This window comes from Halapricum desulfuricans (assembly GCF_017094525.1).
GTDB lineage: Archaea > Halobacteriota > Halobacteria > Halobacteriales > Haloarculaceae > Halapricum > Halapricum desulfuricans.
Genome location: NZ_CP064788.1, coordinates 2,259,434 through 2,273,301, shown reverse-complemented (window position 1 = coordinate 2,273,301; position 13,868 = coordinate 2,259,434). Strand labels below are relative to the sequence as shown.

Below are 13,868 nucleotides of genomic sequence, written 5' to 3'. Positions count from 1 at the left end.
ACTCCTTTTTCGAACAGATTGTGACTATAGAAGAATTTAATAACCATACCGTTCTCAAACGAGTTGAGAGCGACCAGAACTGGTCGCCCGGTGTCGTCGGTCTCCGGGGCTGGTGGTCGCAACTGGACCGAAGGATGTCAGGACATAGTTCACAGACGACGGTCGGATCGCTCCCGGACACGGCGGCTGAGTCGCCGTTCGTGCCCGCTGCATTGACGTGGCTCGTGTGGTCGCTGTTCGCCATGAGCGTCGTGGCCCTCGTCGGCCTGGTCCGGTTCGGCGGCCGGGAGTTCGCCGGCGTGGTGGCCGTCGATGGACTGACCGTCCTGCTATGGGTGGTCGCTACGTTCTTCAGCGGGATCGTCCACAGCTACTCGCGTCGGTACATGGCGGGGAACGCCCACGAGACGCGCTTTTTTGTCGCCGTGTTCGGTTTCACAGCTCTCGTGATGGCGCTGGTCGCGGCTGACCACCTCGCGCTGTTCGGCCTGCTGTGGCTGGCGATGGGGCTGGTGATGGCGAAGCTGATCGGGATCGTCGACGGATGGCGACAGGCGCGGGCGGCCGAGGCGGTCGCTCGGAGGTACTTCCTCGCTAGCAGCGCGCTGCTCGGCGTCGCGCTGACGACGCTGTGGTGGGCGACCGGCGCGACGACAGTCTCGGGGATCGCCGCGGCGTCCGGAACGCTCGGCGGGCCGGCGTGGATCGTCGCCGCGTCGGCGCTCGTCCTCGCGGCGATGGTACAGTCCGCGCTGGTGCCGTTCCACGGCTGGCTCTTCGCGTCGATGACCGCACCGACGCCGGCGTCGGCGCTGATGCACGCTGGCTTCGTCAACGCGGGCGGGATCCTGCTCCTGCGGTTCGCCCCCGTCGTCACGGTCGAACCGGCGCTCATGCTCGCGGTCGTCGCGATCGGTGCGGCCAGCGCGTTGCTCGGAAAGCTGCTCAAGTCCGTCCAGCCTGACGTCAAGAGCAAGCTGGCCGGCTCGACGGTCGGGCAGATGGGCTTTATGATCATGCAGGCCGGACTGGGCTTTTTCGGGGCCGCGATCACTCACCTGATTCTGCACGGCTTCTACAAGGCCTACCAGTTTCTCGGCTCCACCGGCCGGATCGAACACACTGGCCCGAAAGCGGCGACCGAGCACGCGACGAGTGCGCTCGGAACGGCCATGACACTCCTGACGGGACTGGCCGGTGGCGCGCTGTTCGCGGCCCTGACCGGGAAGGGAACGAGCCTCGACAGCGGTCTCCTGCTCGCGCTGTTCGTGACGCTGACGACGCTGGGGGCGACACGCAGTGCCGTCCAGTCCACGTCGCTCCCCTCGACGGTTCGCTACGGGGCAGCCCCGCTGCTCTTCCTGCCGGCCATCGGCGTCTACGCCCTCGTCTACACGGCGATTTCTGGACTGCTCGCCGGCCTTCCCGTCGTCACGGCCCCGGTCGAGCTGAGCGCGCTCCACGTCGCCGTCGCGGCCGCGTTCCTCGCGGTCTACGTCGCAATCGAGGCCGGCGTCCACGAACGCAGCCATCGCCTGTACGTGGCGCTGGTAAACGCCAGTCAACCCCCCGAAAGCACGGTGCTGACCGCCACGGAGGAATACAATGAGTACTGAACGCGCGATCGGAGAACGCATCGACAAGGCAGCGACCACCGTCGCCCCGGTCTGGCCGATCCACTCGTTCGTGACGGCCAACCCGCTCTCGGGGTTCGAGGATCTCCCCTTCGAGGAAGCGGTAGCCCAGGCGGCCGATCTGCTCGGCGGCCGGGGCTATCCGAGCCCCGAGACGTTCCGGGCCGCGCTTGCGGACGGTCGGATCGACCGTGATGTCCTCGAATCGGAACTCGCGGACCGGGGTCGCGAGGCCGACCCGGAGCGGCTGCTCGATCGCATGGACACCGCCGTCGATTCGGAGCCCCCGGATACCGACGCCGAGCGGGTTGATCACGTCCTGACGAAGTGGCTGTCGGCGTTCCTCGATCAGGGCCGTGCGAAGTGGCCGATGCCGAACCGCGAGGCGGGCTTCTACGCGGCGTTCCGCACGGTCGTCGAACACGATGGCGACGTTCCCGACGAGGGCGTCGTCGGCGACCTGCCCGAGACGCCGACCGACGCTATCGCGGCCGTGCTGGAGCCGTACCCCGAAAGTCAGTGGGTGCCGATCTTCGAGGAACAGCTGGCGGCCCTGCCCGGCTGGACGGGCTTCATCAAGCAGCGCGTCGGCGACGGGAGCGCCTGGCAGGCGACGCACCCGATCACTCTCGCGGGTTATCTCGCGGCCCGCCTGTCACTTTCGGCTGCCTTCGGCGTCGACATCGAGCCGTCGACGGGACTCGACACCACCGAACCCGACGCGACCGACGAACTCGCCGAGGCGTTCCTGAGCGCGTGGGAGGCGAGCTACCGTGCCGAACTCGTCGATCAGGTCGCTGCCGAGAGCGAGTCGCTAGCTCACGGCGGGCCGTCGGGACGCCCGGACGCGCAACTGGTCTTCTGCATCGACACCCGTTCGGAGATCATCCGCCGTCACGTCGAGGCCGAGGGCGACTACGAGACACACGGCTACGCGGGCTTTTTCGGCGTCCCCATGGAGTATCAGGGATACGACAGCGACGTCTCGGTCGCCGCCAGCCCACCGATCGTCGAGGCCGAGCACCGCATCACCGAGATGCCGGCCGAGACGGACACGCGAACGAGCTACGACCGGTGGTCGCGTCTCCGCGAGGCCGCGGGCGAGGTCGTCGAGACGCTGAAGGCGAACCCCGCGACGGCGTTCGGCTTCGTCGAGAACGCCGCCAGCGGGTACGGGCTGGCGCTCGCCGCCCGCACGCTCGTCCCCGGTCGGGTCGCCGAACTGTTCGATACGGTCGACGATGCGGTGCCCGACGACCACGAGTTCTGCGAGCCGCTGGTCGATCACCAGCACACCTACGCCGGCGACCTGCCGGTCGGGATGACCCACGAGCGGAAGGTCGAATACGCCGAGACGGCCTTCGAGCTGATGGGCTGGGAGACGTTCGCTCGCCTCGTCGTGTTCACCGGCCACGCCGGCGAGACGGCCAACAACCCCTACGATTCGAGTCTGGATTGCGGAGCCTGTGCCGGCAACCCCGGCGGCCCGAACGCCCGCGTGCTCGCGTCGATCTGTTCGGACCCGGACGTCAGGACGGCGCTCCGCGAGCGCGGCTTCGATATCCCCGAGGACACCGTCTTCCTCGCTGCCCAACACAACACGACCACCGACGAGATCGAACTCTACGACGGGGACGCCCCGGAGAGTCACGCGGACGACCTCGACCGACTGCGTGCGGACCTCGCGACCGCCCGCGAGCGCGCGGCCGCCGAGCGAGCCGAATCGATGGACGCCGACGCCTCAAGGGCCGTTAGCGAGACGGAACGCCGCACCGCCGACTGGGCGGAGACGCGCCCCGAATGGGGGCTGGCCGGCAACGCCGGCTTCGTCGTCGGCCCCCGCGAGTTGACGAGCGATCTCGATCTCGACGGTCGCGTGTTCCTCCACTCCTATGACTACTCGATCGATCCCGATGGCGAGGCGCTTGAGGAAATCCTCACGGGTCCGATGGTCGTCACTCAGTGGATCAACGCTCAGTATTACTTCTCGACGGTCGACAACGCCGTCTACGGCAGCGGGTCGAAAGTGACCCACAACCCCGTCGGCAACGTCGGCGTCTATCAGGGCAACGGCGGCGACCTGATGACCGGCCTCCCGCTGCAGTCGTTGCTGGCCGCTGCCGATCGGCCACACCACCAGCCGCTGCGCCTCTCGACGGTCGTCCACGCGCCGGTCGAGCGCGTCACTGACGCGCTGGCCGACCACGAGGACGTGATCGAACTGCTGGACAACGACTGGCTCTCGCTGACTGTCGTCGATCCCACTCAGGACCACCGCGCGTTCCACTACGAGGCGGAACTGGCGTGGTCGCCGGCGACCGAACAGACTGCGGACGTACCGAACGCGCCCGCGGTCGCGGACGACTGATCGTGACTGCTGTCCGTCCCTTCCGGATCGATCGCCCGATTGCAGGCGACCGCAGCGGTACATCGGTACAGTGATCGCTACGAGACGTTCACGCCGCCCGGGCGAAGACGACGAACAGCGCTAGACCCACGCCGGCGAGGAGCGCGACCATCGAGTGCTCCGTCTCGTATGTCTGGGCCTCGGGGAGGAGATGTGCCGCCGAGACGTAGATCAACACGCCGGAGACGAATCCGAGGAGCAGGCCCAGCTCGTCCGACCCCAGTCCACTCACCAGCGGATAGGCGACGAACGCGCCGATCGGCGTCGTAAGCGCCGCGATGAAGAACGCGTACGTTGCCGCGGTCCGGTCGCTCACCTCGCCTTTCAGCAAGACGAGATAGGTAATCGCTCCCTCCGCGAACTCGTGGACGACCAGTCCGGTGCCGGCAAGCACACCAGTCAGCAGCGACACGTTGAACGTGACGGTGTAGACGACGCCGTCGACCAGTGAGTGGATTCCGATGCCCTCAGCCGCCGTTACGCCGAACGCGAGCGTTTCCTCGCTGGTGTAGTGCTTGATGACCCGATTTGAGAGAAACATGAAGAGGAACCCGCCCAGAGCGGTGATGCCTGCATCGGCGTTGTTCGCGACCGCGTTCGGCAGGGCGTGAACCAGCGGCGTCGTGATGAGAATGCCCGCGGCAAAGCACATCAGATACGGGAGCGAGCGTTCGGCCCGTTCTCGGTGTCGAACTATCGCGACGATACCCGCGCTGTTGACCAGCGCCGCGACGACGGCGAACGCCGCGATCCAGTAGAACGCCTCCGAGAACGCTACCATAGTGAACATTCCGTGAGTGGCCTCGACAGGTGACCTTCGAGCGGGGACGGATGACCGGCTGCTTCGGATTGCGTTGGCCGTCTCATGTCTGAGACTACTACTTTTAAGGCGGTAAAACCAGCGCCCACCATTCGTCATCTGCGGTGGGGGAGCTTGGAGGTCGAGTTGCGAACGACACCAAACGTTCACGGGATACGTTCGCAGTAGCTCTCGGAGAAATAACCTGCTATGAGTCTGTGAGAGCAGTCACAACGTCCGCTACCGAAAACAGATGCACGTCGTCTCGGGTTTGCGCGGTTTCTTCCAGTGCATCGGTGAATCCAGACCGACTAAACAGACAGTACTGTCGGGCTGCTTCCGACTCGTTCGGTGCTGTCCACTCAATACGTTCCATTCTGGTTTCGACATCGTCCAGGTGTCCCGGATGCATCGGACTCGCGGTGAACTTTGACTCGCCACCGATGATGCGCCCAGTGTGATCGAGCCCAACGACATCCAGTTCCCCCTCCGAGTCCCACCACCCACCGATCCGACTGAACGACGCCTCCGGGAACAGCACCGGGAGCGCGTCACGGCACACTCCCTCGAAGACGCGGCCAACGTAGGCCGGAAAGTCCGGGCGAATCTGCTCCGTGAACGGATCGTCAGCAGTGATGTGCTGCGGGTTCTTCCCGTAGAGGAAACGGAACCAGAACCGGAACAGCGGTTCCTGAATCCGATATCGCTTCGGGCTCGATGTCTCCTCTGTAACCGGTTGGTCTTCTTCGATCACCCGGAGTTGTTTCAGTCGTTCAGCGTACCGCCACACCCCACGCGAGTCATCGAACCCAGCGTAGTCGGCGATCTCGCCCGTTTCGCGGTTTCCATCAGCGAGCGCCCGGAGAATACTCATGTATCGCTCCGGTTTCCGCACACTTTCAGTCTGAAGAATGGTTTCTGGCTCACCGTGCAGGCGGCCGTGCTGGCTGATAATATGCTGGTTTACGTTCGTCGCAAGCGACTCGTCCGGCGAGATGAGCTGGAGATAGAATGGTGTCCCGCCAAAGATACTCCAGCTTTCGAGAACCCCAATCGGGTCGTCCGTCGTGGCAGGGTAGTACGGGGCTGCATCACCGAGCGAGAGCGGTGCGAGATCCAATCGAACCGTGTCCCGGTTGTACAGCGGGGCATCTTGCTCCGTGATTTTGTTCGTCATGATGCTGATTGCCGACCCGACTAAGACAAGCGTCATCTCCGTCTCTTCGAGTTCCGTGTCCCACACGCGCTGGAAGTTCGTGGGAACGCTACTATCCGCCTCAACGAGGAACGGCCACTCATCGATGATGACCGTGGCGTTCTGATCGCCGAGATACCCGAGCAGTGATTCCCAGTCTTCCCGAATCCGCTCAATTCCTGGATACGCCCCTTGAGCTTCCTGAATGAAGTCAGAGATCTGAACCGCGGCAGTATCCCGTGTGGCCTGGTAGTAGACGGTATTCTCGTCGGGGATTGATTCGCGGACAAGCGCCGACTTTCCAATTCGCCGGCGTCCCAGGACGACGATGAACTCAGCGGACTCGCTCCCGTAAGCCCGCTGAATCCGCGACAGCTCTTCCGAACGGTTGACGAACGAGGGTGGCATGCACGGGTATCCACTCTCCTATTTCATAAATATTCCGACGGCTGAACACAATATGTCTGAACACAATATGTCTGAACACGATTTGCATAATTTGAGCTATCATCTCGATCCTGAGTATTGCGTTTCAGGAGACCCATCAGTAGGCAGCGCAGCTATTTTTCGGGTGATTTCTCAGTTCTTCGCCGGTAGTCGATCTTTCTGATAGGTTTCGGCGGATAGATTAGGATAAGATTCCGAGGTAGGCCGTCTAAACTGGGTGAATCCGTGAACGCTTAGCGGGGCATTCGCAACTGAACCTGGGGAGTTTGATATAGTCCATATTAGTTTACCAGGAGATAGAGTCGACAGCGTCAGGGGTCCGCAGGTAGAAGCATCGACATGGACGAACGGACGTGGCTCCTGGTCGCCGGCCTGGTCGCTCTCGCGGTCCTCGGCGGCTGTTCGTTCACCGACAGCAATCGGCTCGAGGGAGATACTCTCGACGGAACTGTCGTCGAGGTCGTCGACGGCGATACGATCGACGTGCGACTGTCGAACGGTACCGTCGAACGGGTCCGACTGCTCGGGATCGACACGCCGGAGGTCCACGTCGCGACCCAGCCGGACGAGTACGAGGGGATACCGGACACAGTGGCCGGGCGAGCGTGTCTCCGGACCGCCGGGGAAAACGCGAGTCGCGCCGTCGAAGATCGGCTCTGGGGCGAACACGTAACACTCCGGCTGGACTCCGAAGCGGATACCCGGGGTGGGTACGGGCGATTGCTGGCAATCGTCGTCCACGAGAACCAGTCGATCAACCACCAGCTCGTGCGCGAGGGGCACGCACGACTGTACGACACCGACTTTTCGGCCCGTGATCGCTACGCCGCCGCGGAAGACGCTGCGAGAGACGAGAACCGCGGGCTCTGGACGTGCCGTGTCAGGGCGTAAATCATATGCTGATATATCGAATTCGTTGTAGCGCCCGGCCGGGAAGTACCCGATCGCTCACCGGGGCGGACACGTCCAGCCGACGGCTGCGATGTGTCCTCGCGGCTACGCTTCGTCGGCACGGACTGTCACAACAGGCACGTCGGCCATCCGGACGACTTTCTCGGCGATACTGCCCAGCAGATACCGTTCGATCCCGGAGTAGCCGTGCGTCCCCATCACGATCATGTCCGCGTCCTCAGCGTGGTCGAGGATGACCTCGTGAGGTGCACCTTCCTGTACGACAGCCCGAGTGTCTACCGACCCGAGTTGGCTGGTGACTTCCTCGACGATGGCTTCTGCGCGTTCCCGCTCGTGTTCGTGCATGTCCTCGGCCGTTTCTCGATGACCGATCATCCCTTCCCCGCCGCCTTCCTGATGACCGACCATCCCTGGTGTCTGTCCCTTGTCCGGGTCGTCGCCGAGCCCCAGCGCAGGCTGGGTCGTGTCGAGCACTGACAGCACGTGTACCGTCGCGTCGTACTGCTCGGCCAGATCGCGGACGTGCTCGAGCGCCGCCATCGCTCCGGGACTTCCGTCCGTCGGATAGAGGATATCGTCGTACATTGTATCTCCCCGGGTTTCCGGGGCTGAAAGTACAACCCCGATGAAGTTATCATTATCTTATTATAACTATCATATATTATATTTCATATGTCGTCCGTCGCCGAGTGCGATCACTCGACCGGGATCCGATGTCCGGAAAGCGGGTCGGTTCCGGCGCGGTCGAGCAGTCGGTCGATCCGGTCGTCCATCGGCGGATGCGTCGAGAGCAGCCGCGTCAGGGGGCCGTCCTCGTCGCCCCGGACGTACAGCGTCGCCAGCAGCCCCCGTTCGCGTTCGCCGGCGCGCTGGATCTTCCGGAGCGCGCGTGCGAGCGCCAGCGGCCTGCCGGTCACTTCAATGGCCCGGTCGTCGGCAGCGAGTTCCCGCCGACGAGAGTGAGCACGGACCAGCATCGTCAGTCCCACCACCAGCACTGTCACGCCCAGACTCACCCACTGGTAAACGAGCATGAGCGGGTTCCGGTTCCAGACGTCAGGCCGGCCGCGGATCCACGCCCACCCACGCGCTATCCCGGTCACCGCGAGCAACAGCGGCAACAGCGGAATCATCACCAGCCCGACGAGCGTCCGGAGTGCGCTGTATGCGACCGTCTGCACGAGGGCGTCGTAGCGCTCGAGATGGGCGAGTTCGTGTGCGAGGATTGCCTCCTGCTCGTCGGACGTGAGCATGCGAAACAGCGACAGGTCGAACACGATCACCCCCGAGCCGATCCCGCTGAGTGCGAAGGCGTTCGGCACGCCCAGTCGGGCGACGACGACCCGTGGCCGGTCGACGTCCATCGACGACTGGAGCCGTTCGAGCCGACGGAACAGTTCCGGTGCGTGGCGGCGATCGATCTCGACTGCGTCGAGTCCGGCGAGCAACTGTCGCGTCCCGAACCGGTAACTGAAGTAGGCCCCGAGCACGGTCATCGCGCCGACCGTCACCAGTGCCGTCGCGAGGTTCGGCGGGGAACGGACCAGAAAGACCACCAGCTCGTAGACGAGGAGCGCCGCCGCGACGTAGACGATCAGCAGCGACACGCCGATCGCGATCATCGCCGTCCGCAACGCCGACCGGTTCATGCCGATATCTCGGTTCGGCAAGCGCTTATATTCCGCGGCAGGTTCGCGGACGGATCCCGGAAGCGACGCTCCGGTTACAGCGGTGCGGCCTCGCGCCAGCGATCGAGCTCCCGGGCCAGTGCCCGCCGTTTCAGCAGGACGAACCCGGCGAAGATAAACAGGAAGCCGACGCCGGTCGCGGCGTCGATGACCTCCCCGAGGAAGGCAAATCCGACTACCGCTGCCACGACCGGCGCGAGATAGGAGACGAGGTTGATCTCGACGGGGCCGAGCCGATCCAGCAGGTCGAAATACACCAGAAACCCGACCGCACTGGCGATCAGCGAGAGATACCCCAGCGCGACGATCGCCCGCGGCGTCCAGTCGATCGCTGCGGGCGACTCCCCGAGCAGGGCAACCGACAGTACGTGCATGAGGATCGCGCCGCCGACCATTGACCACGCTTCCAGCGTCTCGATCGGCAGACCGGCGTCGAGCCACCGGAGGAGGACGCTCCCGAACGCGAACGAGAGCGCGGCACCGAAGACGAGGCCGACCGAGACGACATCCCGGCCGAAGAGGTTCGCCGGATCGGGACGCACGAGGACGGCCACGCCGACCAGCCCGAGCAAGAGACCGGCGATTCCGACTCCGGTCAGGCGCTCCTCGGGGAGCAGTAGCCGGGCGAACCCGGTGGTGAGCACGGGCGAGAGACTCACCACGACGGCGGCGGCAGCGCTGGTCGTTCCCTGTTCGCCGACGAATAACAGCGCGTGATAGCCCGCGATGAGAAACACGGATCCGACCGCGACGGCGGCCCACTCGTGGCGCGTCCGTGGTCGCCATCGCTCGACGGTCAGGACTGCGTACCCAAGCACGAGCGCGCCCGCAACGTCGTAGCGAATCGCCGCGAACAGCACCGGCGGGATGTCCGCCAGTCCGGCCTTGATCGCGACGAAGGCGCTCCCCCAGACGACCGACAGCACGACGAACAGCAGGGCGTTTCGGTATCGCACAGCTAGACGGCGACGTCGTGTTCGCTGAGCGTCCGGAGCACGTCCTCGCGGGAGATGATCCCGACGAGTTCGCCGTCCTCGATGACCGGGAGGCGATTGATGTCCCGGCCCGGGTCCGCCAGGTGGTCGATGACCGTCTCGACGGTGTCATCGGGCGAGACCGTCACGACGTCGGTGACCATCACCTCGCGGATCGGCTTGCCGGCGCTTTTCACGAGGTCGACGCCGACGTCGAGGTCGCTCCAGGAGAGATCGACGCCGTAGGTCATCGTCTCGATGAACGGCGGGAACCCGACCGGGATCCACAGCCGCCGATCCGACGGCTGGAAGAGATCGACCAGGTCCGTCTCGGTGACGATTCCGACGACTGTCCCGTCTTCGACGACCGGGAAGCCGCTGAAGTCGGCTTTCGCGAGTCGTGTCAGCACGTCGCTGACGTCGTCGTCGGGAGCGACCGTCTCGACCGGGCGGGTCATGATCTCTCGGGCGGTAACCATACGTCGGCCAACGACCGGCCGGCCCGTATGCGTTCCGGTGGGTGTCGGACCAGCCGGCCGCACGCAAACGCGTCCGGATCGATCAGGTGCGTGCAGGGGCTGCGTCGAGCCACAGATTTAGGTAACTGGGTGACGAACGACCGATATGGCCGCATACGGCCGGCCGTCACTTCGAGACCTGTTCGACGAGTCGCCGACGCCGCACATCGCCCACCCGCCTCGCACTCACCACCGAGACTTCTACGTCGCGACCGACGGCTCCTTCCGTGGGGACAGCGGCGGCCTCGGCGTTGTCATCGAGACGCGCGACGGGGAGGGTGTCGCCCGCCTCGCGCTCGACCAGTCCGTCCCCGACAACAACGTCGCCGAGTACCGGGCGCTGCATCTCGGGCTGGACGTGCTCGCGGAACGGACGCCACCCGACGCCCGCGTCGGCGTCCTGATCGATCACGACCAGCTGGCCAGCAACGTCAACGCCGCTGTCCTCGACGCCTGCCGACCGACCGCCACGTCCCCGCACCGGCTCGTCGTTCCGCCGGCGACGACTCACCACTGGCGTGGCATTCGGGCCCGCATCAACGGGTTCGGCGAGATCAGGGCGGCACGGATCGCAAGCGGCGACAACCCCGCTCATCCCCTCGCGAACACACCTGACGAGTACGCACACGTCAACGATAGCCCCGCCCGATGCGTCCGGCCCGAACCGCTTTCGTCCGGTGATCGGTCCGTGCCGCCACCCTCGCGTTCGGACCGCGGCGCGAGCGACTGATCGGCGTTCGCCGAGGGCGGAGCAGGCGCTCTCAACGGAAATAACGGAAAAACGTCGCGTCGAGCCGTCGATCAGTTGTCCGAGCCGTCGGTGGTCTCGTTGAACTCTTCGGCTTCCGGCATCTCGGCGTCCATCTCGTCGATTACCTCGTCAGGGTCTTTGATATCGGCGTCGTCGGCGCCGTGCTTGACGGCCTCGGCCTGGTCCTCCATCTGTTCGACGTCGACTTCGGCCTCCTGATCGATCTGTCCGAGGATCTCTTCGATGTCGTCCAGGCCGAGCATCTCGCGGGTCTCGGCGTCGAACTCGAGTCCTTCGAGTATCTCGCCGTCGGTCCGGGCGTCGGATCCGGTGAGGTGTTTGCCGTAGCGGCCGACCAGCGAGGTCAGTTCCTGCGGCAGGACGAATTTCGTCGACTCGCCCTTGCCGATCTCCTCGAGGGTCTCCATGCCGCGTTCGATGACAGCGCGTTCGCCCATCGCCTCGGCGGATTTGGCCCGCAGGACCGTCGAGATGGCGTCACCCTGTGCTTCGAGGATCTGGCTCTGCTTTTCACCCTGCGCGCGGATGATGTTCGACTGTTTCTCACCCTGGGCTTCCTCGACGGCCGAACGCCGTTCACCCTGGGCTTCGAGGATCATCGCGCGGCGGCGACGCTCGGCGGAGGTCTGCTGTTCCATCGCCTGCTGGACGTCCTTGCTCGGGTTGACCTCCCGGACCTCGACGCTCTCGACGCGGATCCCCCACTCGTCTGTCGGCTCGTCCAGTTCCTCGCGGATCTTCGAGTTGATCTGCTGGCGCTTGTTGAGCGTATCGTCCAGTTCCATGTCACCCAGCACCGCTCGCAGCGTCGTCTGGGCCAGATTCGACACCGCGCGCTTGTAATCGTCGACCTGCAGAAATGCCTTCTTGGCGTCCATGACCTTGATGTAGACGACGGCGTCGGCGGTCACCGGCGAGTTGTCACGGGTGATCGCCTCCTGGCGCGGGACATCCAGCGTCTGGGTACGCATGTCGAAGGCGTAGGTCTTGGAGACGAACGGCGGGACGAAGTTGATCCCCGGCTCCAGCAGCTTTCGATACTCCCCCAGCACGGTGAGGGCTTTCTTCTCGTATGCCTGTACAATGACGACCATCTGCCAGACGACGGCAACGGCGATGGATAGGACAACCAGACCGATCAGTGGCAAAGGGCCAATCAACTGTAGCGGGACCAGTTCGAACATGCGTTCAGGGCTTGGGTCGACCCGATAAAAAGTGTTCGGTGAGAGTCACGGCGTGTGGCTCAGAGCGGACAATGATGGACGACAACACGACAAAAACGCACGCTTCAGCGACGCAATCGGTCGAATTGGGCCACCCCGTAATATGTACGGAGACGCCACGGAGATCAGAGCGCACATTGGGTTTTAATCCGAACACAATCCTATCTTGACCCGAGAAGTCCTCTCTTCCTCGCGTCCCACTGTCTGGTCAGGTCTGTCCCGGCGAGCGCCGCAGCATGTCCACGAGTTTGAGCGCGGCAAGTAGCGGAAGCAACGGTAACAGCAACAGTGCGACGCCGAGCGCGATGACGCACCCTATGATCCCCATCTGAAGTACCTGTTTCGCGCCGCTCTCTCGTGCGATAGTGTTCGACATACCCAATACTACGCTGTCGGTGGAAAAATAGTTTTGTGAGTCACCGGAATCGACCGAGGAGTCCGGGTTCGGGGTCGTCGCCGTCGGAATACTGAAGATACGCGTACAGGCCGATCTGGACCGCGATCCCGGCGACGAAGACGCCGTACAGCCACGGCGAAACGAACGCATCGACGAGTTCGGCGGCGTCGGCCACGTCGCCGATCGGCGGTGCGAACGCCAGCGAAACCAGCGCTGCGCCCCACGCCGCGGAGACGACGAGCACGATGACTCTCCTGAGCAGCCACCCGGCGACTGCCCCGGCGAGCAGTCCCACGAGTACCAGCGGGTCGGCGAGCGTCGCCGGCCGAGCGAGCGATCCGCCGGACGCGTACAGTCCGATCGCCAGTCCGCTGACGGCACCGGCCGCGAGGATCGCCATCCGGTAGGCCGAGAGCACGAGCCAGATCCCGACGATTGCGCCGACGACCGCCGAGCCGAGGACGAGTAACCACCCTCCGGTGAGGTTCGTCCCGATCAGGAGGCCGCCGGCCGCCCCGAGCAGTCCGCCGAACCCGTACAGCGCCTTCCGGTAGACGAAGATCCCCGTCGTCGCCAGTACGAGTCCCACCGCGATCAGGATCGCGTCGAACGCGAGTGTCATATGCTCACAGGGGCGACCAGTCACAAAAACCTGTTCGCCGATCGTGTTTCGACCGTTTGATAGGGGACCGACCCGACTGTTCGAGTGCTATGGCAACTTGCCCCGAATGCGGTGCCGACGTGGCGCTGCACGATGACATCGAGATCGGAGAGATCGTCGACTGCTCGACCTGCGGCGCGGAACTGGAGGTCGTCGCGGTCGATCCCGTCGAACTGGAACTCGCCCCGGAACTCGAAGAGGACTGGGGCGAGTAACGACGATTCCTGTTCTGTCGGCGGTT

The 13,868-nt window shown here is 64.5% G+C and carries 14 protein-coding genes; 5 read left to right on the top strand and 9 right to left on the bottom strand.

Translation table 11 applies throughout. The annotated features are described in order from the left end of the window. The first annotated feature begins 134 nt into the window (after positions 1 to 134). Together HSR122_RS11685 and HSR122_RS11680 are read left to right on the top strand one after the other, a co-directional pair. Positions 135 to 1,616, top strand: coding sequence for a proton-conducting transporter transmembrane domain-containing protein (locus HSR122_RS11685; RefSeq protein ID WP_229109982.1), 1,482 nt, complete (start codon positions 135 to 137; stop codon positions 1,614 to 1,616). After that, positions 1,606 to 4,002, top strand: a complete 2,397-nt coding sequence (locus tag HSR122_RS11680; protein ID WP_229109981.1) for a DUF2309 domain-containing protein — start codon at positions 1,606 to 1,608, stop codon at positions 4,000 to 4,002. Before HSR122_RS11685 ends, HSR122_RS11680 begins: the two co-directional genes overlap by 11 nt. 88 nt (positions 4,003 to 4,090) lie before the next feature. Here HSR122_RS11680 and HSR122_RS11675 read toward each other — a convergent pair whose 3' ends face one another. Further along, positions 4,091 to 4,822, bottom strand: a complete 732-nt coding sequence (locus HSR122_RS11675) for a ZIP family metal transporter (protein ID WP_229109980.1) — start codon at positions 4,820 to 4,822, stop codon at positions 4,091 to 4,093. A 226-nt stretch (positions 4,823 to 5,048) separates the two neighbouring features. Then, the gene (locus tag HSR122_RS11670; RefSeq protein ID WP_229109979.1) at positions 5,049 to 6,443 is read right to left on the bottom strand and encodes an ATP-binding protein; all 1,395 of its coding nucleotides are present in this window, start codon (positions 6,441 to 6,443) and stop codon (positions 5,049 to 5,051) included. Between the two features lie 378 nt (positions 6,444 to 6,821). On the opposite strand from HSR122_RS11670, the gene HSR122_RS11665 reads away from it, so the two are divergent. Beyond that, positions 6,822 to 7,373 (top strand): thermonuclease family protein, encoded by a 552-nt coding sequence (locus HSR122_RS11665; protein ID WP_229109978.1) that lies wholly within the window; start codon positions 6,822 to 6,824, stop codon positions 7,371 to 7,373. A 105-nt stretch (positions 7,374 to 7,478) separates the two neighbouring features. Here the strand turns inward: HSR122_RS11665 and HSR122_RS11660 are convergent, their stop codons facing one another. From HSR122_RS11660 to HSR122_RS11645, 4 genes are all read right to left on the bottom strand, one after another. Beyond that, positions 7,479 to 7,979, bottom strand: a complete 501-nt coding sequence (locus tag HSR122_RS11660; protein WP_229109977.1) for a universal stress protein — start codon at positions 7,977 to 7,979, stop codon at positions 7,479 to 7,481. Between the two features lie 110 nt (positions 7,980 to 8,089). Further along, on the bottom strand, positions 8,090 to 9,043 hold the full coding sequence (locus tag HSR122_RS11655) for a M48 family metallopeptidase (protein WP_229109976.1): 954 nt from the start codon (positions 9,041 to 9,043) through the stop codon (positions 8,090 to 8,092). Positions 9,044 to 9,117: 74 nt separating this feature from the next. Next, positions 9,118 to 10,038 carry a DMT family transporter gene (locus HSR122_RS11650; RefSeq protein ID WP_229109975.1) on the bottom strand — a complete coding sequence of 307 codons (921 nt, stop codon included), beginning with the start codon at positions 10,036 to 10,038 and terminating at the stop codon, positions 9,118 to 9,120. A gap of 2 nt (positions 10,039 to 10,040) precedes the next feature. Then, a complete protein-coding gene (locus HSR122_RS11645; protein WP_229109974.1) occupies positions 10,041 to 10,535 on the bottom strand; it encodes a CBS domain-containing protein in 495 nt (164 codons plus the stop codon). Positions 10,536 to 10,680: 145 nt separating this feature from the next. Here HSR122_RS11645 and HSR122_RS11640 point away from each other — a divergent pair, with 145 nt between their 5' ends. Beyond that, on the top strand, positions 10,681 to 11,304 hold the full coding sequence (locus HSR122_RS11640) for a ribonuclease H family protein (RefSeq protein WP_229109973.1): 624 nt from the start codon (positions 10,681 to 10,683) through the stop codon (positions 11,302 to 11,304). A 71-nt stretch (positions 11,305 to 11,375) separates the two neighbouring features. Here HSR122_RS11640 and HSR122_RS11635 read toward each other — a convergent pair whose 3' ends face one another. The 3 genes from HSR122_RS11635 to HSR122_RS11625 form a co-directional block, all read right to left on the bottom strand. Beyond that, on the bottom strand, positions 11,376 to 12,530 hold the full coding sequence (locus tag HSR122_RS11635; RefSeq protein ID WP_229109972.1) for an SPFH domain-containing protein: 1,155 nt from the start codon (positions 12,528 to 12,530) through the stop codon (positions 11,376 to 11,378). A 247-nt stretch (positions 12,531 to 12,777) separates the two neighbouring features. Next, the gene (locus HSR122_RS11630) at positions 12,778 to 12,945 is read right to left on the bottom strand and encodes a hypothetical protein (protein WP_229109971.1); all 168 of its coding nucleotides are present in this window, start codon (positions 12,943 to 12,945) and stop codon (positions 12,778 to 12,780) included. 40 nt (positions 12,946 to 12,985) lie between these two features. Continuing rightward, complete coding sequence (locus HSR122_RS11625; protein WP_229109970.1) at positions 12,986 to 13,588, bottom strand: hypothetical protein; 603 nt, start codon at positions 13,586 to 13,588, stop codon at positions 12,986 to 12,988. Positions 13,589 to 13,677: 89 nt separating this feature from the next. Here HSR122_RS11625 and lysW point away from each other — a divergent pair, with 89 nt between their 5' ends. Further along, complete coding sequence (lysW, locus tag HSR122_RS11620; RefSeq protein WP_229109969.1) at positions 13,678 to 13,842, top strand: lysine biosynthesis protein LysW; 165 nt, start codon at positions 13,678 to 13,680, stop codon at positions 13,840 to 13,842. The last annotated feature ends 26 nt before the right edge of the window (positions 13,843 to 13,868 follow it).